The 23240-nt window shown below is 41.8% G+C and carries 17 protein-coding genes and 1 pseudogene; 10 read left to right on the top strand and 8 right to left on the bottom strand.

The window, feature by feature from the left end; all coding sequences use genetic code 11:
• The first annotated feature begins 8 nt into the window (after nt 1-8).
• The 9 genes from tssJ to tssC are packed head-to-tail and all read left to right on the top strand — an operon-like array spanning nt 9 to nt 11477.
• Nucleotides 9-479: a type VI secretion system lipoprotein TssJ gene (tssJ, locus tag DL796_RS03455; protein ID WP_110200000.1), complete on the top strand. Its 471-nt coding sequence runs from the start codon at nt 9-11 to the stop codon at nt 477-479.
• 7 nt (nt 480-486) lie between these two features.
• Nucleotides 487-1827: a type VI secretion system baseplate subunit TssK gene (gene tssK / locus DL796_RS03450; RefSeq protein ID WP_110199998.1), complete on the top strand. Its 1341-nt coding sequence runs from the start codon at nt 487-489 to the stop codon at nt 1825-1827.
• 12 nt (nt 1828-1839) lie between these two features.
• On the top strand, nt 1840-3225 hold the full coding sequence (gene icmH, locus DL796_RS03445; protein ID WP_110199996.1) for a type IVB secretion system protein IcmH/DotU: 1386 nt from the start codon (nt 1840-1842) through the stop codon (nt 3223-3225).
• A 10-nt stretch (nt 3226-3235) separates the two neighbouring features.
• Nucleotides 3236-6808: a type VI secretion system membrane subunit TssM gene (gene tssM / locus DL796_RS03440; RefSeq protein ID WP_110199994.1), complete on the top strand. Its 3573-nt coding sequence runs from the start codon at nt 3236-3238 to the stop codon at nt 6806-6808.
• Nucleotides 6790-7557 (top strand): type VI secretion system-associated protein TagF, encoded by a 768-nt coding sequence (gene tagF / locus DL796_RS03435; RefSeq protein ID WP_110199992.1) that lies wholly within the window; start codon nt 6790-6792, stop codon nt 7555-7557. The genes tssM and tagF overlap by 19 nt, the downstream gene beginning before the upstream one ends.
• The gene (locus DL796_RS03430) at nt 7544-8338 is read left to right on the top strand and encodes a PP2C family protein-serine/threonine phosphatase (protein ID WP_110199990.1); all 795 of its coding nucleotides are present in this window, start codon (nt 7544-7546) and stop codon (nt 8336-8338) included. The genes tagF and DL796_RS03430 overlap by 14 nt, the downstream gene beginning before the upstream one ends.
• 8 nt (nt 8339-8346) lie before the next feature.
• Nucleotides 8347-9438, top strand: coding sequence for a type VI secretion system protein TssA (gene tssA, locus DL796_RS03425; RefSeq protein WP_110199988.1), 1092 nt, complete (start codon nt 8347-8349; stop codon nt 9436-9438).
• A gap of 33 nt (nt 9439-9471) precedes the next feature.
• Entirely contained in the window at nt 9472-9984 is a 513-nt protein-coding gene (gene tssB, locus DL796_RS03420; protein ID WP_110199986.1) for a type VI secretion system contractile sheath small subunit, read from the top strand.
• Between the two features lie 2 nt (nt 9985-9986).
• Nucleotides 9987-11477, top strand: coding sequence for a type VI secretion system contractile sheath large subunit (gene tssC, locus DL796_RS03415; protein WP_110199984.1), 1491 nt, complete (start codon nt 9987-9989; stop codon nt 11475-11477).
• A gap of 33 nt (nt 11478-11510) precedes the next feature.
• Here tssC and DL796_RS11755 read toward each other — a convergent pair whose 3' ends face one another.
• The 8 genes and pseudogenes from DL796_RS11755 to DL796_RS03380 all read right to left on the bottom strand — a co-directional run bounded on the left by DL796_RS11755 (nt 11511) and on the right by DL796_RS03380 (nt 21051).
• The gene (locus tag DL796_RS11755) at nt 11511-11642 is read right to left on the bottom strand and encodes a hypothetical protein (RefSeq protein WP_265090345.1); all 132 of its coding nucleotides are present in this window, start codon (nt 11640-11642) and stop codon (nt 11511-11513) included.
• Nucleotides 11642-12749: pseudogene (locus tag DL796_RS03410) on the bottom strand (IS3 family transposase). Before DL796_RS03410 ends, DL796_RS11755 begins: the two are co-directional and overlap by 1 nt.
• A gap of 465 nt (nt 12750-13214) precedes the next feature.
• The gene (locus DL796_RS03405; protein WP_110199982.1) at nt 13215-14006 is read right to left on the bottom strand and encodes a hypothetical protein; all 792 of its coding nucleotides are present in this window, start codon (nt 14004-14006) and stop codon (nt 13215-13217) included.
• Nucleotides 14006-16846 (bottom strand): toxin VasX, encoded by a 2841-nt coding sequence (locus tag DL796_RS03400; protein ID WP_110199980.1) that lies wholly within the window; start codon nt 16844-16846, stop codon nt 14006-14008. Before DL796_RS03400 ends, DL796_RS03405 begins: the two co-directional genes overlap by 1 nt.
• Before the next feature lie 10 nt (nt 16847-16856).
• Nucleotides 16857-18176, bottom strand: coding sequence for a DUF4123 domain-containing protein (locus DL796_RS03395; protein ID WP_146205066.1), 1320 nt, complete (start codon nt 18174-18176; stop codon nt 16857-16859).
• Between the two features lie 145 nt (nt 18177-18321).
• Nucleotides 18322-19107 (bottom strand): glutamate racemase, encoded by a 786-nt coding sequence (gene murI, locus DL796_RS03390; protein ID WP_110199976.1) that lies wholly within the window; start codon nt 19105-19107, stop codon nt 18322-18324.
• Between the two features lie 14 nt (nt 19108-19121).
• The gene (locus tag DL796_RS03385; RefSeq protein ID WP_110199974.1) at nt 19122-20492 is read right to left on the bottom strand and encodes a TRAP transporter large permease; all 1371 of its coding nucleotides are present in this window, start codon (nt 20490-20492) and stop codon (nt 19122-19124) included.
• On the bottom strand, nt 20485-21051 hold the full coding sequence (locus tag DL796_RS03380) for a TRAP transporter small permease subunit (protein ID WP_110199972.1): 567 nt from the start codon (nt 21049-21051) through the stop codon (nt 20485-20487). The genes DL796_RS03385 and DL796_RS03380 overlap by 8 nt, the downstream gene beginning before the upstream one ends.
• Before the next feature lie 456 nt (nt 21052-21507).
• On the opposite strand from DL796_RS03380, the gene DL796_RS03375 reads away from it, so the two are divergent.
• Nucleotides 21508-23211: a serine hydrolase domain-containing protein gene (locus DL796_RS03375; RefSeq protein ID WP_170114205.1), complete on the top strand. Its 1704-nt coding sequence runs from the start codon at nt 21508-21510 to the stop codon at nt 23209-23211.
• Nucleotides 23212-23240 lie beyond the last annotated feature (29 nt).

The following is a 23240-nucleotide window of genomic DNA, read 5'->3' as shown; positions in this document are numbered from 1 at the left end:
AGGAAAAAATGAAACAACTATTAAAAACTATATTTGTAGCAGGAATGGCGCTAGCGATGGTTGGCTGTTCATTTTTTGGTGGTGAAAATGGAGCAGAGGTGCAACTGAATATTGAGGTTGGAAAGCAGGTAAACCCTGACCCATCGGGCCGTGCATCTCCATTAGTGATAAAAGTTTATCAACTAAACGATAAGCTTGCGTTTGAAACAAAAGACTTTTTCTCCATCTATGACGCAACAGATAAAGATGTGAAAAAAGCGATTGTTGAGCAAAAAGAATATCAATTAAACCCTGGGCACGAGATTCACCAATCATTGGTGACTAATCCTGCAACACAATATATAGGTATCGTCGCTGCGTTTAGAGATATTGAAATTGCTAAATGGCGCGCCGTGGCAAAAGTTAATCCAGGCGATGAACATAGTGTAACTTTCACTCTTGACGGTGTGACAATCGAAGTGACAGAAAAGGAATTGTAGGTGGTCAATGGATAACAGGGTTGTATGGGCTGAAGGAATATTCTTATCACCCCACCATTTTCAGCAGCAGGAACGATATTTTGAAAATACGTTGAATCAACGTGTTTCGATGACAAACCCTTTTCAATGGGGTTTTCGTCGTTTAGTAATCGAACCTGATGCTTTGCTAATGGGGCAGGTTTCACTAGCTGAGGCAAGAGGGGTGCTGGCGGATGGCACAGTCTTTAACTTGCCACAGAACGATCCTGTGCCACCAATTTTGGACTTGAGCGAGCAAAAAAACTTAGCCGATAAGCGGATATTTCTTGCCGTTCCAAGTGTGCAAAACAATAAAGCCCTAGTGAACAAACGATTAGATAGCCAAAACAACTACCGCTATCATCGTTTTGATATTGAGCTTATGGACTACAATGAAGGTGATCGTTCATCGGAATCTGTGGAACTCGCAAGCTTAAATGTGAAGCTGTTATTAGAAGGCGATGATACCAATGATGACGGCAATGTTCGTTTACCCATTGCTAAAATAAAAGAGAGCACGAGCAATGGCTCTTTGATATTGGATGAAACCTTTATACCACCACTTATTGATATTAAGGCAAGTAACCACCTTTTATCTGCAGTGAAGCAACTGATATCGACTCTTTCGGTGCGCGCCACAACACTGTCTGAGCGTGTTGTGAATGTGAGTCAGGGTGGCTCGAACAGTATACAAAACTTCTTATTGTTACAACTGTTTAACCGTTACGAGGGATTGTTTAAACACTATATATCCTTGCCGTTTTTGCATCCTGAATTATTGTACCGTTTATTGGTTCAATTCGAGGGTGAGTTAGCCACATATTATTCACCAAGCCGGCGTGGTAGCGCTAATCTAATATATCGTCACGATGATCTGAGTCAGTCGTTTAAGATTATCAAAACGGTGCTAAAGGATTATTTAAGTGCAGTCATTGAAGAAGCCGCAAGCCCGATAACTATCGAAGAGCGTCGCTACGGCATTAAAGTGGCAACGGTGCACGATCGTAAGTTGTTTGATCAGGCAATTTTTGTACTTGCAGTAAAAGCCGATCTGCAGGTGGATGATTTAAGAGCTCAATTCCCTAAACAGACTAAAATAGGTACGGTCGAGAATATTCGTAACTTGGTCAATAACCAATTACCGGGAATAAGCATAACCAGCTTACCGGTGGCGCCAAGAGAAATTCCAATAAAACGTGACTTTTTATACTTTCAATTAGATGCAAACAGCCCGCACTGGAAAAGCTTGGGAGCATCAGGCGGATTCGCATTCCATGTCTCAGGAGACTTCCCTGAACTTGAACTCGAGTTTTGGGCGGTAAGGAAATAATAAGGACATACCATGACGCAAGCATTTGATGATGACAAAACAATCGTAATTCCACGACCGGGTGGAATACAAAGAGCCGTTACTAAACCACCATCCGAAGATGAAACTTTAGTACCTGAGCTGAATAGAGCGAGTACGGGTGGCTCCTTTACCGTATCAGGTATCGGTACTAACCCGATTGTTGATGCTGCCACTACGTTAATTGCTTTGGCTGTTGAGTTAAGAAATACCGCAGTGGTGAATAATGTGGATTTGTTGCACAAGCAGTGCTTAAACCAGATGCGTGAGTTTGAAAATCAGCTGAGAAAAGCAGACATCGAAATGGACGATATTTCAGATGCGAGATACTGCTTGTGTACGGTAATTGATGAAGCCGTTTTGAATACTCCTTGGGGCACTAACAGCATGTGGAGTACAAAAAGCTTACTTAGCATCTTCTACAAGCAAACGTGGGGTGGTGAGCAGTTTTTCGCCATCCTCGATTCGCGCATGGCTAACCCTGCCAAGAATAAGCATCTACTAGAGTTTATGTACATTTGTTTGGAGCTAGGTTTTGAAGGGAAATACCGAGTCGATCCAAATGGCTATAAACAATTGGATGAATATAAAGATCGTCTGTACCGCGAATTATCGAGATTGAAGGGCGAACTAAGCCGAGAGCTATCACCAAATTGGCGCTCTAATGTTCCCGAAATTATTAATAACAGTAAAAAGATACCGGTGTGGATGATGGTGCTGGTGCTTTCGGCTGGCTTATTAGGTCTGTATATGACTTTAAGTTACAAGCTCAGTCAGCAGGCGGATCCTGTATATACGCGATTTGCTACTTTGATCCCTGAAACACAGGTGGAATCAGAAAATAGCAAGATGTTTGTGGATTACGCCAATCAGTTGCGACAGTTATTGTCGACCGAGATTGAGATGAACAAACTTATGGTTGTGGAGAAGGTAGACCGAGTAAGCATTGTCATCCTTAACGGCCAAATGTTTGACTCAGGTAGCGCAAACTTGAATGAATCCTATATGCCATTGCTGGAGAAAGTAGGACAGGTTCTTACCACTGTACCTGGCAAAATCCAAGTGATTGGTCATAGCGATGATCAAAAAATATTTACGGCAAGATATCACTCTAACTGGGAGCTATCACTAGCCAGAGCGAACTCTGTTGTGCGCTATTTAAGTGGTAACGAGCGACTAGCAACACGCATGACATCAGAAGGTCGCGGTGATGCAGAGCCTATGTTTAAAAATGATAGCGAGGAAAACAGGGCAAAAAATCGTCGTGTAGAAATCACGTTATCGCTCGAACAAGATCAAAATAGAACAATTCAAAATCAAGCGAATAAGCCAAAGTATGGACAACCATCGAATACTGCTCAGACAGTAAGCGGGATATAAGGGAAGCGGCATGCGAAAAGTACTAAAAGCGTTAAAAGCATTTTTTACTAATAAGTGGGTAATAGCAGTACTAGTGATAACAGCTATCGTTGCTTTGATCTGGTTTGGTGGTCCGCTAATTTCAATTGCGGAATATAAGCCACTAGAAAGTGAGGTTGCTCGCTTAGCAACACTATTTGCTATCACCTTACTTTGGGCCTTATATAACTTCTTCCAGAAAACCAAAGCCAATAAAAATAACCAAAAATTGGTTGAAAGTATGGTTGAGCAGCCACTTGAAGAAGATGAGCACGAAAAGCTGTCAAAAGAAGAAGTTGCGGTATTACAAGATCGTATGAAGCAGGCGCTAAGCATACTTCAGAAAAACCAGTTAAACGGCAAGAACATCTACCAACTACCGTGGTTTGTCATGATTGGCCCGCCTGGTGCAGGTAAAACGACTACTATCATGAATTCTGGAGTTCGCTTACCGCTAAAAGATGCAATGGGTGGTGAGCCGGTCAAAGGTGTCGGCGGTACGAGAAACTGTGACTGGTGGTTTACTAATGAGGCAGTACTGTTGGATACCGCTGGCAGATATACCACCCAAGACAGTTATGAAGAAGTGGATAGTCGTGCTTGGCATGGGTTCTTAAACTTATTAAAAGACACCCGTCCAATGCGTCCAGTTAATGGTGCAATTTTGGCCATTAGCTTGGCTGAAATCGCGGGTCAGACTCAGACTGAGCGAAACGATCACGCGCAAGCGATCCGTCAAAGAATACAAGAACTCAAAGTCCACTTGGGTGTAAATGTGCCAGTGTATGTGATGCTCACAAAAGCTGATTTGCTGGCAGGCTTTGAAGAAACATTTGACGATCTTAGTAAAGAAGAAAGGGAACAAGTTCTAGGTTTCACCTTCGATATTAACGATAACTATAACGAAAACGGCGCCATTGCAGACTTCAACCGCAGTTTTGTGGAATTAATCAAAGAAGTAGAAGCTAGGGTACTAAAGCGTTTAAAGCAAGAGCGCGATCCTGAGCGCAAAGCATTAATATTTAACTTCCCAAGACAATTACGCATGGCGCAAAAAGGTATCGATGACTTTTTGAAGGAAGCGTTCCTACAAAACCGATATGAAGAACCTTTCGTGTTGCGTGGCGTGTATTTAGTGAGTGCGACGCAAGAAGGATCACCAATAGACAGAATTTCTAGCAGCCTTTCAAAAAATTTCGGCTTTAAATTGAAGAGCAACAAAGGTGGCGATAACTCTGGTAAAGGCTATTTTATTAAGAATGTGTTTACCAAGCTTATCTTTAGAGAGTCTGAGTTAGTCGGTACCAATATAAAGTACGAAAAGAAGCAGCAAATGATCCGCTATGTTGGTTACGCAGCATGTTTGTTGGCTTCTTTGGTGGTGAGCTATTTATGGATAAATAGTTATTATAAAAACCAAGATCTAATCGAGCATACAGCGCACCTGGTTGAGGAGTATGACACTGTCACGGAAGGTGGCCTTAAAACGGACTCGAACGTTCTTGAATTAAACGATGGATTGAATGTACTACGTAAGTTCCCTGAAGGTTATGCTCCAATTAATGAAGCACCATTGGCAATGCGTTTTGGATTGTACCAAGGTCATAAGTTTGGAGGTCAAGCTAGAGAAGCATACCAAAAAGCACTAAGAGGTTTCTTTGGCCCATTCTTGCAAGGTAGTATTGAAGGAGAGTTGGCGAATGCCACCGAAAATACAGACTACCTTTATGAAATGCTAAGACTCTATTTAATGTTCTATGAGCCAGAACATATGGAGTATGAAGATATACAAAACTACTTCGGACTCTACTTAAATCGTGAGCATCGCGGAGACTTAAATGCACAGTTCCGCTCACAAATGTTAGAGCATTTGGTTAGTTATCTTGAGCTAAGGATCCCATTCCCTAAACGCGATGTGAAGTTAGTAGATTATGCCCAAGACAAACTAAGTAGTGTTTCTTTAGTAGATCGTGCTTATGCGCGACTTAAAGAAGAATACCGTGATGCAATGCCGAGTTTCCAGCTTAGCAACAACATTCCTCTAAATATGCAGCAATATTTTTATCGTAAGAGCGGCAAAGCTCTGGACGAAGGTATTCCAGGACTATTCACCTATGCTGGCTATCATGGGGTATTTAAATCCGAAAGTGAAAAAATTACCAAGTTATTAGCCGAAGAGTCTTGGGTGCTACCGGATCAACAAATCACCACTATGGATGATCAGCAAATTACTAAGTTGCGATTAGAGGTACAAAATAAGTACTTCCAAGACTACATCTATATGTGGAGAAACTTGATTAATGATATTGAGGTAAGAGAGTTCTCAACGCCGGCGCAAGGTGCGCTTATGCTTGAAGATTTAACCGGTGTTAATTCGCCAATTAAAAGAATCTTTGAGGCGGTTCGCGACAACGTGATGCTTTCTAAGCAGGAAAAAAGTGGCATACAAGACGTCGCAAATATGGCGGATAACGCACCAGATGGACTAAGCCAGACTCGAGTAGGTAACCGTGTATCGCGCATTAACCGCATGATGCCGAAAAATATGGATGCGTATTCACAGGAAGAGAATCCAGAGAAAGTGGTTGATAGAGCATTTAAGGACATTATTGACTTCGCCGGCCAAGATGACGGGCAACCGACACGTTTGGATACCACGCTGGATTCGATGAAGAGTCTACAGGCATTCCTAGAGTCGATCAGTAATGCGAACAATAAGGCGGAGAAAACCTATCAAGCAACGAGTAGTCCAGAGGCTGCGACAGTTATAAACAATATTGGTATGGAATCTCGTTCGACTCCAAAACCAATGAATAGCTGGCTAACGAAGATAGAATCTAGCGGAAAAACCTTAACAACAAGTGGTACTTATAGCTACTTAAACGATACTTGGCGCAGTGAAATTCTGCCTGAGTGCCGAAGAGCTATCCAAGGACGCTACCCTGTCGATAAGTCGAGCAGTAAAGAAATAACGTTAGATGACTTTAGTTCATTCTTTGGCTATCAGGGCAGAATGGATACTTTCTTTAACCAACATTTAAAAGTCTTTGTGGATACATCGAGCAGTCCCTGGAAGTTGCACAGAGATATTGGTATCAGCAGAAGTACATTAAGACAATTTGAAAATGCTAAAAAGATCCGAGAAACATTTTTTGCAAAAGGTAGCAATGAGCCAAGCATTAAATTTTCTCTAAAACCGACAAGCTTAAGCGTCAATGTAAAACAATTTTTCTTAGAGATGGAAGGACAGGTGCTTTCTTATCGTCACGGCCCTGCAAGGCAGTATCCGATGCGCTGGCCTGGTCCCGATAGTAGCGGTTTAGCAACAGTGACATTTACACCTGCTAGCGGATTTAAAAATGAAGTAATTCAAGGTAAGGGTTTCTGGAGCTTGTTTAGGCTACTTGATAAGGGCGAAGTCAGAGAAACCATCTCGTACGATAAATTCTTTGTCGAATTCAAAAGAGGTGACTTTAGTTCAATCCTTGAGTTACAGGCAAACAGTGTGAAAAACCCATTTTATAAGTCGGTGTTGGAGGGCTTCCGTTGTCCGAGCAACTTATAGACAAGAATGAAATAGGGAAAATCGCTTGTTTTGGCAAGATTAGGGCGAAAGGCGACTTTGTTTCAAGAAACCTAGATTATCAAGTGCAGGAATATCTTGATACATGGTTGCAGTCAGCATTTGGTATCAGCCAGCAACAGATCGGGGATGATTGGCTAAAGTTTTATTTAACTAGCCCAATTTGGCGTTTTGTCATCCGAAACCGAAAAATGAATAAAGACATCGTAGGTTTTATGATGCCCAGCATCGATAAAGTCGGTAGATACTATCCTTTGTTTATGCTTGAAGTTTTTGAGGATGGCAAGCTGTGTGGTGGAGACTTGTATTGTAAAAGCTTCGAAGAGCTCGAAGAAATGGCGATGAGCACCTTAGACGGAAGCGATCATAGTATCGATTTTTTTAAGGGATTAAATCGTGCAGGCTTTCCACTATTAGAAGAGCAGCCACCAGTCTCTGAGTTGTTACAGCGTCTGTCTGATTCAGATGAAGAATTAGATAGCGCTACTATGCGATATCTGTGGCAACAGCCTGGGAACTTTATGAGCCTGAGGTATGAAGATGAAGCGTCAACGACCATTGAGGGTGTGTGGTGGACAGAGGGCTCGGAAGCCGTGAATCGTTCCGTAATCTATTGTAGTGGATTACCACCTGTAGACGGCTATAGCGCAATGTTAGACGGTAAGTGGGAACATTGGGGCTGGCAAGAAAGAAATAATAAAGAAGAGGAAGAAACTTTTGCAGCAGAATGAATTTTCATGGATATCTAGTGGCACGACTCATGTCGGAACGGTGCGTGAAATTAATGAGGATAACTATATAGAACGCCCAGAATTGGGACTCTGGGTAGTTGCTGACGGAATGGGCGGCCACAGTGCGGGTGATATTGCCTCTACCATGGTCGTGGATGCGCTATCTGTGATCGAGCGTAGAGGAACAAACGAGGAGTTTATCCAAGAAATTATTGATGCATTAAGCATTACCAATCAAAAACTACGTCAAATGGCTTTTTCTAAATTTGGTAAAAAGTCGATGGTTGGTTCAACCGTTGTAGTCATGGTCTGTTACGAAGGGCGCTATAGTATTTTATGGGCTGGAGATAGTCGAGCTTATTTGTACCAAAATGGTTTACTCAAGCAAGTAACCAGAGATCACAGTCACGTTAATGAGTTAATTGATTCAGGGGCTATTCCGGAAGATGAAGCTGAAAGTCACCCTTTGGCGAACGTGATTACTCGCGCTATCGGCGCGTCGCAAGACCTCAATTTAGAGAGACTCGATGGGGAGTTAAAAGCAGGAGATATTTTCCTATTATGTAGTGACGGTTTAAACAAAGAATTAACGGATAAAGAAATTCAACAATTCTTCACCACTGAAAATGTGGTTGATATCAATAAGGCATTGATACATTCGGCTTTAATTCGTGGCGCAAAAGATAACATCACTGCAATCTCAGTGAAGATTGATGATGAATGTGAGGCAGATGATTACACCATTCCGGCGCAGTCATTAAAAGCCACAGATGCACTATAGGAAAGCGTATGTTTGAAGTTAATGAGTTACTAAACCCAATATCAGAAGACAACCTCTGTGGTGAAGATTTAAGACTCGACGCAAGTGTTGAATCTATCTATTACAAGTTGCGTGATTGTCGCAACACAGCAAGAAAAGAAGAGCGACAAGCACTGGTCGATCCGGATAACTTTGATGATATTCCAGAAGGCTGGATAACCCTTGCTGAGCTGGCGATAGAAGCTTTAAAAACAAAAACTAAAGATCTAGAAGTGACCGCTTGGCTCATTGAAGCGATAACACGAATAGAAGGCTTTTCAGGCTTTAATAAAGGCTATGTTTTAGCGACCGAGTTAATAAATCAATTTTGGGACAAGGGTTTATATCCACAAGAAGATGAAGATGGATTATTAACTCGAGTATCACCAATTAGTGGACTAAACGGATACGACGGCAATGGGTCATTAATTATGCCTTTGAAGTCAATTCCGATAACCCACACATCGCACGAAGATAACTATGTGTTTTGGCAATACGAGCAGGCATTACAAATAGAGCGTATTGATGACCCAGAGAAACGCCAAAAAAGATTGGCTTCCGGTGCTGTAACCTTGGACGACATAACCCGCTCGGTACAAGCGACAAAAGCAGACTATTACCAAGAATTAAGCATTGAGTTAGAGAGTGCAAAAGAAAATTATCGAGCTTTTGTCGAAGCTCTAGATAGTGTGACAGATGAACTTCCTCAACCAACATCAAATATTAAAAATGCATTGGAGGAGTGCGGTGATGCAATTAATCATTTGGCAAAAGATAAAATTGCTGAGATGGAAGTGGAAGATGTTGTTGCTGAAGAGAGTGATGAGGCAGCAGAGCCTAAGGAAAAAACACATACTGATAGGGCGATACTGGATAGACAGCAGGCATTAAAACAGCTGGAAGAAATCGCTATGTTTTTTAGAAAAACAGAGCCCCACTCGCCAGTGTCATACATGATTAATCAAACGGTTCAATGGAGTCAGTTACCTTTACCAGAATTACTGCAAAAGTTAATTCCAGACACTGACGCAAGAGAGAACTACTTTAAATTATCCGGTATTCCGATGGAAATCGAGGACTAGAATTTTATTTTAATAGGCTATGGAGGATAAGAAATGGCTAGTATACACGATAGACTGAAAAGAGTGCGTAAACCAAGAGTCCACATTACTTATGATGTGGAGACAGATGGAGCTGTGTTGGAAAAAGAACTGCCGTTCGTGGTTGGAGTCATGGGTGACTTCACCGGGGATTCAACAAAGCCTTTAAAACCCTTAAAAGATAGGCGTTTTGTGCAAATTGATAAAGACAATATCAATGAAGTTATGCGCAACATGGCGCCAGGCCTAAACTTAAAAGTTAAAAACACTTTGGAGAATGATGGCTCTGAAATGGCTGTTAACCTAGAGTTTAATTCTATGGATGACTTTGAGCCTGCGGCGATTGTAGATCAGGTTGAACCATTGAAAAAGTTAATGGATACACGTAATCAGCTGCGTGACCTTATGACTAAGATTGATCGCTCAGAAGAGTTGGAAGGCATCATGGAAAAAGTGCTACAAAACACTGACAACCTGGATGAACTAGCAAAAGCTCTAGAAGTTGCTGGTGATGATAAAGGAGAGTAACGATGTCTGAAGCTAAACAAGTAGAGAATCAAGAAGTTGCAGTTACTGAAGCAGAAGGTTTGTTAGGCCAAGCTATTGCAGCAACAAAGCAGACTGAATCAAGCCGCGCGGAAGAGTTACTTCGAACTTTAACGCATGAAGCAATGAAAGGCACAGTGACCTGGAATAAAAACCTAACAGTAACATTCCGTGAAGCAATTAAAGCAATTGATGAAGCCTTATCATCGCAGTTGTCTGAAATTATGCGTCATGAGAAATTCCAGAAGTTAGAAGGCTCGTGGCGTGGTTTGCAGTATTTAATCGATAATACTGATACTTCAGTTTCGATGAAGCTAAAAGTATTAAACATCAGCAAACGTGAATTATTTAAAGATTTAAGTAAAGCTGTTGAGTTCGATCAAAGTCAATTGTTCAAAAAGATTTATGAAAACGAATTTGGTACGGCGGGTGGTGAGCCTTATGGTGCCTTAATTGGTGACTATGAGTTCACTAATCACCCAGAAGATATCGAGACACTAGAGTTGATGTCGAACGCTGCAGCGGCTGCATTTGCACCATTTATTTCGGCCTCGTCGCCAAAGTTATTCGGCTTTAATGATTGGACTGAGCTTTCTAAACCTCGTGATCTTGAGAAAGTCTTTGACTCACTAGAGTACGCTCGTTGGAGAGGATTCCGTGAATCGGAAGATTCGCGTTTCGTAACTCTAACAGCGCCGCGTGTATTAGCTCGCTTGCCTTATGGCGAAGCAACGCGACCGATTGACGAATTTGCTTATGAAGAGCTAACTGTTGATCCAGAAACTAAAGTGGCGCAAAGTGCGAAAAACGATGATTATTGCTGGATGAACGCATCGTATGTATTGGGCTCAAAGCTAACTCAAGCATTTACTGAATACGGCTGGTGTACAGCGATTCGCGGTGCAGAAGGTGGTGGTAAAGTTGACTCATTACCAATGCATAACTTCTTAAGTGACGATGGCGACTTGGATATGCAATGTCCAACAGAGGTAGGTATCACCGACCGTCGTGAAGCAGAATTAAGCAAGCTTGGCTTCTTACCACTTTGTCACTACAAAAACACAGACTATGCGGTATTCTTTGGCTCTAACACAACGCAAAAGCCGAAGAAATATGATCGACCTGACGCTAACGCAAACGCAGAAATCTCGTCACGCCTACCATACATCATGGCGACATCACGATTTGCCCATTACCTTAAAGTAATGGCACGAGACAAAATTGGTTCTTTCATGGAACCAGAAGATTGTGAAGCATGGCTTAACCGTTGGATCTTAAACTACGTCAACGCTGATGAAGACGCAGGGCAAGAATCCCGTGCTCGCTATCCATTAGCTGAAGCACGTGTAGAAGTCGAAGAAGTTCCGGGTAATCCAGGTGCGTATCATGCAAAAGCATGGTTAAAACCTTGGTTACAACTAGAAGAGCTTTCTACATCGCTTCGTTTAGTCGCTAAGATTCCTGAGAATAAATAAACACTTATTTATAGAATCTGATCTGAAAGGCCATCACTTGATGGCCTTTTCTTGTTCTAGCCATTTCTCGATAGCTACATTCAGTTTTTTGTCTTCAGGAAAACCTCTGTCCTTAACTAACGTTTTTTCGAGGAAACCTCGTTCTGGCTTTGTCCACTTCCCCATTAATGACACAGTTCTAAACTAGAGTTCTCCAGTTTTTCCCGGTAAGCCGTCGGCGGTAAATTGCCAAGACTTCATGGGTTCGTTCATCGTTATAATCCAACCGCCAGAACCAAGCCATTTCACGAACTTGGCTCAGTGATTCAAACAAATAAGCGTTCAGGAACTCTCGTCGGAACGAGCCATTAAATCGTTCGACGAAGCCGTTTTGTTGTGGCTTTCCTGGTTGGATATAAACCAGTTTAATACCATGCTCTTCGCACCAGTCTGTCAGGCGAGCTGATATGAGTTCGGGGCCATTATCAACACGAAGTTGCATCGGTAGCCCTCGTTCTGTCTTTAACTGTTCTAACGCACGAACAACACGCTCTGCTGGCAACGATGTATCCACTTCAATCGCCAGGCATTCCCGTGTGCCTTCGTCCAACACATTCAATGTTCGGTAACGCTTACCGCAATAAAGGGTGTCGTGCATAAAATCTAGCGCCCATTGATGATTAGGTTGGTCAACCACTTTCAGCGGCTGGGCTTGACGTTTTGGCAGTACCCGTTTCACGCGGCGCTTTAAGTTCAATCCCATTCGGCAATACACGCGATAAATACGCTTGTGATTAAACGGATACCCTTTAAATTTAATTCGCCCAGCACACTTCCAGAAGCCTGCTTGGGGCGATTTTTCTAAAACCGCATTAATGGCATCAATGACAGCAGCATCAGCTTTACGCCAGTCACGCTCAACCCGATAAAAGCTAGAATGGCTCAAATCCGTTAGAATACATGCTTTTACAATGCTCAGGCCTGCGTCAACTAACGTTTTAGCGCAGTCTTTTTTATCTGCTGTCACCAACCCTTTTTTGCGAATAATTCCTTCATCGCATGGTTCTCAAGACTGACGTCGGCGAACAGCTTTTTCAGCTTCGCGTTTTCTTCCTCGAGCTCTTTAATACGCTTGATATCGGACGCTTCCATACCTCCATACTTGGATTTCCAGTTGTAATAGGTGGCATTACTAATACCGTGTTTTCGGCAGATATCCTCGACCTTCATGCCGGCATCGGCTTCTTTCAGGATTGCAATGATCTGCGTTTCTGTGAATCGTGATTTTTTCATAGTCGTCTCCTGCTATTACTATCGCAGAAAACTCTAATTAAATCTGTCTCAGTTTAGGGGAAGTGGACAGACTCTGACAGGGCATCTCTGCGGCCAGAAAAAGTAGAGGAGCCAAGGAAGGAGTAGAAGCAAGAAGAGCAGAGAAATAGCAATAAAATCAGTGTAATATCCTGATATAATTGCTCCTCAAAAAACTGCTCGTAGGTACCTCCTCTAGCCTTGATAGAGCTTTCATAAAAGTTATATGCCGAACGGATAGATGCTTCGTAGTTGACTGTTGTATGTATATATGAGTTAAACTCACTGTCAGCAAAGTAGCTATATGAGAGAGCAGCAAGAACTACTAACCCAAGCAAAATATGATTAGAACGAAAAAACAAAATTCTAAAAGATTTTATATCTACTGAGTTTCTACTCGGGAACAAGCAGCGATTTAGCTCTTTACCACTATTTATCATTGTTCACTTATTTAGACTCTTTGGCTAACCAATGGTCTATGGCTTTGTTCAGTTTTGTGTCTTCAGGAAAGCTTCTGTTCTTAACTAACGTTTTTTCGAGGAAACCTCGTTCTGGCTTGAAGTCACTAGGAATAGTGGCGAACCCACTGAGGTAGTTTCTTATAAAGTCTAACAACTGATGATTTTGATAGTTAAATTTTGGAATATAAGAACCAATTGAAACGCGTTTAGCTTTGTTTGAGCCTGCTGGATATAGAGATATAACTAATGGTCCCCAACCACCTCGTATTTCAAGAAAGTGGGCAGTCTCTTTCTTTTCAGGGTTTAAGGCATCGAAACGAGATGCATATAATTTGCCCCAGCGCCAGGTATAAATAAGTTGACGCTCTTTATCGACACGGACTGGACAACGCTGGGGCCAGAAAAGATAGAGCAACCAAGGAATAAGAATCACAAAACACATAATGATCAATGTTACTAGATCATGAATATAAGTACCCTTCATGTCATCCAAAAATTTCTCAAAACTTGTATTGAAAGTACCTTTGCCATGGAGGGAATTAATACTTTCTTTTGTAGAAAGATACTGTTCGTATAGTTGGCCTCTATAATTAACAGAGTCGTAAATAAACTTAACAAACTCAGAGTCTGAGATTAATAAATACATAAGAGCAGCTAAAATAGTTGTACCTAACAATATGTGATTCGATCTATAAAATAGAATCTTAAACTCTTTAAGATCTATTGCATTACTACGCGGAATTAAGCAGCGAGTTAATTTTTTAATATTTGGTGACATTATATTCTCCATTGAGGCATGTGTACTACTGTGCTTGGTAAGCCTCTTTGTATATCAAACTTGTCGCGGATTATTGTAGTGGGTGCTTTATACTCGTAGAGTACGTAGTCATCTACTTCCATGAGTAATTGCCATGGTTGTTTGTAAGTGGCATTTATAATAATCTCTTTAATGTAACCGGGCCCTTGAGGTAAAAAATCACCAAAATCTATCATTGCTGTTTTATCCTGATAGTTAAGTTCATAGTTGAACCTACTTAGTGTTATATTGTTGTCAAAAATGTAAGAGGACTCTAGCCAGTATTCAATTTCAATATCAACCTTTAATATAGCCTTGCCTTTTGTGGGGTCTAGGTTTGGTAGTTTTAATTGGAAAAAAGTTGGTTGAGTGCTTTCAGGTTTAAGTACAGCGAACTTATCAAAAAGCTTTGTATAGGATTTAATCTCTTCATCAAAATAGGATTTTATTGTTTTAAAATCTTTATGGTCGGGGCGTGAAATTGCTTGGCCAAGAAGTAATCGCTCTCTTATATTGAGCCTACGAGTGCCCCAATAATCGTGGGACGAGCCCCAGAAACTGTGTTTTGCCCAGTCTTCGATATCATTTAGCCCACCGAAATACTCTATGGCAATGCCTGCGAGAATAAGAACGACCGCAACGACAGCTCCCCAGCCAGTTAGGCCTGTATATAAAAACAAAGCGGATCCTAAAGCTATTAGACTGTTACCCCAAGCTTTCGAGTAATTGCGACTTTTTATACCATCTGCGGTTTGGAGTAAGCTTAGGAAAACACCAGCTCCACCTGCTAATCTACCCAACCATTTCGAGCCAAAGTCGGCTACAGCAATCGCTTTTTGAGAAAACTTAGGGAGAACAGCGGATTGTGTTTTGAATAATGCATTTTTGGATAGTTTATCAAATAGCTTTTGTCCTAAAGCCCTGCCCGATGAGCTAGCGTAACCTCCCTGTGAAATGGCCCTACCTGCTTGGTAGGTGTCAGTAACGGCGGAGGTATAAGCTATAGTAATATTAGCCCAAAAATTATCAGCAATTCTGCCAAATTGTGTTTTGGATTTTGAAGGGTTATTTTTTTGATGGTAAAGGTCTGCAATAGTCACAGAGTTTAAGAATAGCGCTAGGCCAGCTCCGCCGATTCTAAATTTTTCTTGAGCATAGGCTTTATTTTGAAAACCAGCGGCTGGAGTAATCTCAGCATCGGTTTGTACGTGTAAAGTATAGACTTGCTGGGCATTAAGCTGTGGGCTTGCTAATCTAGTGCTACCAGCGATTACCACAATTCTATTGGTTGAGACTGAGCCTGTTTTCTTATTGATAGTGGGTGTCTCACCATCAAATGTACTAACAACATCTTCAAGGGATAGAGGTTGATGGTTTAATGTTTTAAAACCATATACACCTAGTGTAGTATTTTGTATTAAAGTATTGTTGTATTGTACCATTGAGCGTGAAAAGGCAGTAGCGCTCTCCTGAAGAAGATAATCGAACGCTTCCATGGCACTTAAAGCATGATCCATACCTGAAGTTATTCCTTTATGGACTGTTGAGATAACCGCGTTCCATTTACTAAGTAACAAATTATAAATGCTAGTTACTTGAGTGTTTGCTTCGCCATTTAGCGTATCTAGGATATAATCTGATCCCTCTTTGGAGGTGCTCAAATCGAGAGCAAACTGAGTCATGATGTTGGTGAGGAATGTGATGTTTTTTATGTCCTCTTCTTCGCTTCTACCAAATCCATTTTCTGCCAAAGCTTGCAGTTGATGTATCATTGAATAGTTAAGTTGATGCGAAAAAGTACCTTTATGTATTTTTATTAAGTTCTCTTTCATTGATGTGATTTTGTCATTCGCATCTAAGAAATTTTGCCATGTATCTGACTCAATGGGGTCGTTACTAAACCAGCCCTTTATTGTGTTCCAGCTTTCATCAATGGAGTCTTTAACATTCGCAACACATTGGGCAATTGTTAATGGGTACTGATAATCAGAAGCAAACTTTAACTGAGTATTATTGACGCTCTTTGCTAAATTGCTGATATCAAGAATGCGGCCCATTGGATCGTGAAGGGCGATGATTCGACCAATAGTTTTACTTCGTTCACAGAAGGCTACCGTTTTTTTATCCTCTGGAGCTATGCCAGTTTGTGATATCAGGTAGTCAGAAATCTTGTCTAGTAAGTTAGGTTTGAATTCTTCGACATGCTTATCTAAATCACGCATCGGCGCTGAGAAGTTAGTTTGTTCTGCGCTGAGATCAACGGGTGTAAGTATATTTTCACGAAAAGAGGGATTTCGCTCTGCTTCTTCAAAAAAGTAGGACGGCCAACGAAATTCACTGTAACCAATTTCGATCTGTGTCGTAGTATTTGGTACAAAAGCATAGGGGTAAATTCTAGAACTATCGAGTTCCCACTTGCCAGCAGCGTGACCGTCAACCCAATTATACATTTGAAATGTGTACTGTCCGCTACCTAGCGTTTCAGTATCGCTTCTAATTTCATTGGAGTTTTGATCTTCGGAGCTAGTGTAATAGCGGAATACTAACCAATACCCTTTTTTATGATCACTACAAGAATCTTTATCTTCTACACAGTTAGGTACAAAAATATAGACAAAACCTTGTCTAATTCGGCGAAGACAATAATCTTTTTCATTATGCATATCATCTTCAGCGCTAGTATTTCTGTAGTTATTGGCTATTTCCATCAAGACTTCAGGCTTGAAGGCAAATCTCACTGGAAATATTGGAATAATATTTCTGTCACATGGAGCGACTGGGTCGTTTGCATTTTGTGTTGCGGATAAGTTTTCGCGTGGCATTGTTAAATCCTTATGTGTTGCTTCCTGAAGCATAGCGCTCTACAGCGTCTTTAGTGCTTTGATAAAGTAATTTTGATTTTTCTAAATGACTAGTCGTTTGTTCTGATAAAAATTGCTCAACCTCTGATAAATCAAAACCATAGGTAGTAGCCATCAAAGTTGAGTAAGCGTAGTCGTAAAGGGAGCGAGGAGTGGTGTATCCTTTTTTAGCTGCCGATTCTAACCAGTCATTGATATCGTCGTTGGTGAAGTTGGCTGTTTCGTTTGGAAAGTCTTGTCGTAACTCTATCTCGACTAACTTTTTGTTTTGTTGCCATTGATAATCTTTGAAAAATTCAAACTCGACACTGGTTAAAGATATGTTGCCCGAGTGATTTAAGTTATGGTTTGGCTTTAGCTGGAAAACTTTGTATTCGTTGCCCGCCATGTGTTCACAAATAAAGCTTTGTATGAGTTGTGAGTCTTTTTGTGCGCCATACCATTTAGCGATACGCTGCGGCCAGCGCTGAATGGATTCTAGATAATGCGCCATGATTCTTGGGTCAAAAAATCTGAAAAAGAACCATTTGCCCGTTTCATCTTGGACTTTGGTGAATTTTTTAAGATGAAAGTTCAGTTTGTCGAGGGGCTCTGAGCTGTGAATAAAAATACCAGTATTTTTCCCCCAGTATTTAGAGAAGAAGTCGCGGTGGAACTTGGGTACGGAACTGTCGTCCATAAGCTGTTCTTCGCTGAGCGTAACATCGAGCAGGTAAGGTGCTTGTTGTTTTAAATCTTCTGCCAGCTGTCCTGAATATAAGGAGCATTTGTCGATGTCATTGTAATCATCGAGATCGAACGTTTTGCTGATAATGCCTCGACTAGTGGCATCGAGTAACAAATAAGTCTTAGTATCACTTTTAAAAAGAGTTTGTTTTAAGTTCGGATCGATCCAGGGCTGTTGCCACGACGGCTTTTCTGGATTGATAGAAAACTCCATCGGCTGTGACTGGATGTTTAGATAACTAGGCCCTTCGGCATTGATGGAACTTGATTGCTCTTTTATTGGCTCAAGTTGCCCCAATGCATAACCATGTCGTGCAGCTTCTGCGCTTAAATTGATACTGACCTGATCGTAATAGTCCATTCGATCAAGATGCTCTTGGATTAACCTTGTGTATTCAATGGATTTAAGTGTGAAATTATTATTCTGCAGATAAGCGCGGATTTGGCGGTGAAGGTCGACTTCGTCGCTAGCGTTACAGGCAACTTGAATGGTGTAATTTTTGATAATGCCTTCGGGATCTAATTGAGCCACGAGGCAACGGCTTATCCATGTTTGTTGTTGCAAAACATCCCTCAATTATTCAACCACTTAACCGAGGTATTTTACCCAGACTCAGTAGTGCTGTTAATCAAAGAGATATTATCTTTACTAGAATGAGAACAGTATCACATATCCTAAAGATATCTGATATGATTTTAATGTTTTGGTGCTATGCCGAGCTGACGATCACTTTTTTACTGAGTAATTTTGTGAACACAGGTGTTGCGTTCTTGGGGTTGTCGCTTGAGAAAAAATAGTCCTGTTCGTGTGGTAGATTATTAAATAACGCATTGACAGCGAGTACTCGTGTTAACTGTAATGATACCGCATCCGCTGTATCGAGCAGCTTTAGCGGGGCTGTGCCAGCGATTTTTTTGATGGTTTTCTCTAAGAAAGGATAGTGCGTACAGCCTAATACTAATGTATCGACTTTGAACTCGAGAAGTGGCTCTAAATATTGCTTAACTAACTTTGTGGTTTCTGGGCCATCAAGATCCCCTTTTTCAATTTGTTCGACAAAGCCATGGCAAGCGACTTGGTGAATCGATTTATCGCGAGCAAATTGAGCGACCAGTTTTTGATAGCGACTGCTGTTCAACGTATTTTCGGTAGCGAAAACACCAATGTGGCCTGTGCGCGTAACGGAGACTGCAGGTTTTATCGCAGGTTCAAGCGCTATGATGGGCAGGTCATACTCAGCACGAAGCCAGTCCGCCATCATAGCGGTGGCTGTGTTACAGGCAATAACCATCGCTTTTGCCTTGTGCTTCAAGAAGAAGTTAGCAATATGCTGACAGCGCTCGTGTAGTTTTTGCTTAGAAAGGTTGCCATAGGGAGCGTAGGCCGAGTCTGCAAAATAAATAATATTTTCATTAGGCAAGTGTTTGCGAATGGCTTGATAAACCGATAAACCACCTACGCCAGAATCGAAAATACCTATTGGGTTTGAGCTCATACAAAAATCCTATGTTAGCCTACTGCCGATGGCAGCCAGGTTGAGAGCTGGGGCCAGAATGCGATTAGGGCTAGAACAATAACTTGTATTCCAATAAATGGAATAACGCCGCGGTAAATTTGTGCGGTCTGTATCTCTTTTGGTGCCACGCCGCGTAAATAAAATAGAGCAAAGCCAAAAGGCGGTGTTAAAAAAGAAGTTTGTAAGTTAATCGCTATTAGCACGCCAAGCCAGATGGGATCTGCGCCCATCAGCAGCAATACTGGGCCAATAATAGGCACTATGACGAAGGTGATTTCGATAAAGTCGAGAATGAAACCTAGCAAGAACATTACGACCATCACAATCAACAAGGCGGTAAATAGGCCGCCTGGTAGATCGGTAAAGAAATGACGAATCATCTCGTCGCCACCGTACATACGGAAAACTAACGAAAATATAGAAGCGCCGATAAGAATCAGGAAAACCATACTGGTGGTTTTAACCGTGGATTGCATTACGTCGATAAGGCGCGCTAGTGTGAACTGCTTGCGTAAAATAGCGAGTATAATGGCACCAAAGGCACCGATTGCGGCGGCTTCTGTCGGTGTGGCGATGCCATAAAGAATGGAGCCTAAGACCGCGACAATTAGAATCAGTGGTAGCGATAAGCTTTTAAGCGCCAACCAAATTGCGTGTTTTAGATCTTTATCATCAATCTCCATGGCTGGTGCATCGTTAGGGCGACGCCAAGCAACAAAGGCGATATAAAGCATATAACCGACTACCAATAACATCCCAGGAATGACAGCGCCCATAAAGAGATCGCCAATGGAAGCCACTTGCTCAGTTTCTAAGCCTTGGCCTTTGGCTTCGGTCATGGCGTTGGCTAACACATCGCCTAATAATACCAAAACAATTGATGGTGGAATGATCTGCCCTAAAGTGCCGGATGCACAGATGACGCCGGTAGACAATTCTGGCTTATAACCACGCTTTAACATGGCGGGCAGTGATAAAAGTCCCATCGTGACGACGGTCGCACCAACGATACCGGTGCTAGCGGCTAGAAGCATACCAACGATTGTAACGGCGAAGCCCATACCACCGCGCAGCTTACCGAATAGGGTCGCCATGGATTCTAGAAGATCTTCCGCAATCTTAGTACGCTCAAGCATTAAGCCCATAAAAATAAACAGTGGCACAGCAATGAGTGTCGTGCGATCCATAATTTTAAACAGACGGCCGGCCATAAAGTTAAGCTGAACAGGCTCGATAACTCCGCTTAAGGCGCCAACGCTGACGAAAATTAAAGAGGTTCCGGCGAGTGAAAAGGCAACGGGGTAGCCCCATAGCAAAACGCCACAGACGGCAAGGAAAAGAAATAACGGCATCAACTCAAGCATGGTGTGTCTCCGCTAATTCTTCGGTTCGTAAGAATTCTGGCGTGTCGAGCCAACCAAGCAAGAATGCACTGCATTTTAAAGTATCGGAAACCCCTTGGATGATTAGTGCAACGGGCATCGCCAGAAGAAGTGACTTAAGAAGATACATCAAAGGAATGCCACCGGGTTGGTTCGAGCCTTCGACAAGCGCCCAGCTGAAGAGCACATAATCTTTGCAGTAAATAAAGATAAATAGACAGACCGGAAGCAGTAAAAAGAAGAAACCAAGGATATTAACAATGGCTTTCTTTTTCGGTGAAAAGTGTTGGTAGAAAACGTCAACACGAACATGGTCATTATGTTTTAAGGCGAAAGCGGCCCCCAACATAAAGACGCAGGCATGCATATAGTTTACCGATTCTTGAAGAGCTATCGCGCTCAAATCGAACCAGTTACGAAGAATAAGTACTAAAGTAACGGTTAAGACCATAAAAAGCGTCAGCCAAGATATAATCTTACCAGTCCATTCGGTAACTGAGTCTAAAAAAGTCTGAAGTTTTAACGTGGTTGCTTTTAGCATTTATCGTTCTTTTGTTGTGTCATAACAAAGCGTTTAATTCAACTTATCCACAGCAAAGTTATAACGCTTAAGCGCTATATTCTAAAGTGTAGCTTTTAGTTGGTCTTTTAAGCTATTGTTATAAAAGGATTTTATACTGATTATTTGCTCCCCAAAGCAAAAAACGTCTATTTCATCGGGCTTATATCATTTTAACCAAAACTTCTTCACAAAGTTATCCACAGAATCTGACTGCCTGTGGAAAAAGTAAACAGATGCCAATAAATTAAGACACCTAGAAAGATACTGGAATTTAGGTTGAAGATCCATTTTTATGACGCAGACAGTTTGCTTCGCGACAGATCTCGTTACAAATCACAATATTAGAATATTAGGATTTTTGCCAGGCACTGTATATGATAAATCCTTGATAGAAAATTGGACTCTTGAATAAAACCACTGAGCATGAGGTTAGGCATGAAAAACTATAGAACAGGAATCATGGGTGCCGCACGATTAGCGCTGCTGTGTACTTTGGTCACCACAGGCGCGGCGGCTATCGCAGGAGCTACAACGAAAGCTACTAGTACAAAAAGCATAGAAATTGTGGAGAATGCGGATGTAGCTAAGCAACGTATGGCGACAGCTTTAGATCCTTACTTTGGAGCGCTAGCGGAGCACGACAGGCTTTTGGGAAGCATCGCCCTATATCAAGATGGCAAGGAAATTTATCATCGAGCGTTAGTACCGAGCGACGACACTGTGGCCATTTCGAGAGATCAGCTCAAGTATAAAGTCGGCTCAATCACAAAAACCTTTACCGCGACTTTGGTTTTACAATTAGTAGAAGAGGGCAAACTGAGTTTAGAGACAAAGCTAGCAACCTTTTACCCCAATGTAGCGAATGCCGAAAAAATCACCATCGGACATATGCTGAATCACCACTCAGGGATTCATAACTATACCGATGAACCTGACTTTATGACTTATTATCAGACGCATCAAGAAAAAGCGGTTTTGGTCAAAAAAATCGAAAGCTTTGATGCAGACTTTGAACCAGGAGAAAAAGCTGCTTACAGTAATAGTAACTACTTACTACTAGGCTATATCCTAGAGCGCGTAACCGATAAGTCTTATGCCGAATTACTGGCGGAACGTATTTACCAGCCATTAGGCATGACAAATACCTTGCTTGGCGAAAGTATCAACACGGACAATGCTGAAGTTTATTCTTATCAAATACAAGATAAAAAGTGGCAGCAGGTGCCAGAATGGGATATGTCGGTGGCATATTCGGCTGGAGCGATTGTTTCGACGACTCGTGACTTAGATATATTTATTCGCGGCTTGTTTGAGGGAAAGCTACTTAAGAAATCCAGCTTAGACAGAATGTTAGAGCTGGAGAGTGGTTATGGCCAAGGCATTTTCGGCACAAAATATAAGCATGGCGAGAAAGAACTTCAGGGATATTGGCATAATGGTGGCATCGAAGCCTTTGTTTCTCATTTGGCCTATTATCCTGAAGCCGGTATTAGCGTGGTAGTGCTGACGAATGGCCTAAACTACGATATTCGCAAAGTTTATGAAGCATTGTTGGATGCCTATTTCGGAAAAGAAGTTCCAGTTCCAGAGTTTGGCAAGGTAGTTGATTTAGCGCCTGAGCTATTAGAACCACTTCAAGGGCACTATAAGAGCGAGACACACCCGCTAGACATTACCATCACTTTAGTCGATAAGCAGTTGTATGCGCAGGCGACAGGCCAAGGTGGCTTCCCTTTATCCGCGTTGGATGAAAATAATTTTGAGTTTGTACAAGCAGGGATTGAGATTCGCTTCGATCGCGACAGTGACATGTTCGAAATTAAACAGGGCGGCCGAGCCGATGTCTTTATTAAAGTGACAAACGCTGAGAAAGAAAAGTCGATTAATGTGCCTGAAAAGACCTTAAAGCAATACGTTGGCACCTACCAAGCGGATAACTTTCCCTTAGATATCGAAATTATGATCAAAAACGGTCAGTTATACGCGCAAGCTACCGGCCAATCAGCCTTCCCATTAACGCCAATATCACACAACAAGTTTAAATTTACACTAGCCGATATTGTTATTGAGTTTGATGTCGAAAAAAGACATCTGACAATCACACAACGCGGCCAACCGAGAATATTACAGAAGCAATAGATAGAAGAAATAGTAAGTAGAGCGCAAAC

Source organism: Kangiella spongicola (assembly GCF_003194565.2).
Classification (GTDB): Bacteria; Pseudomonadota; Gammaproteobacteria; order Enterobacterales; family Kangiellaceae; genus Kangiella; species Kangiella spongicola.
This window is presented reverse-complemented; position numbering and strand designations above follow the sequence as displayed.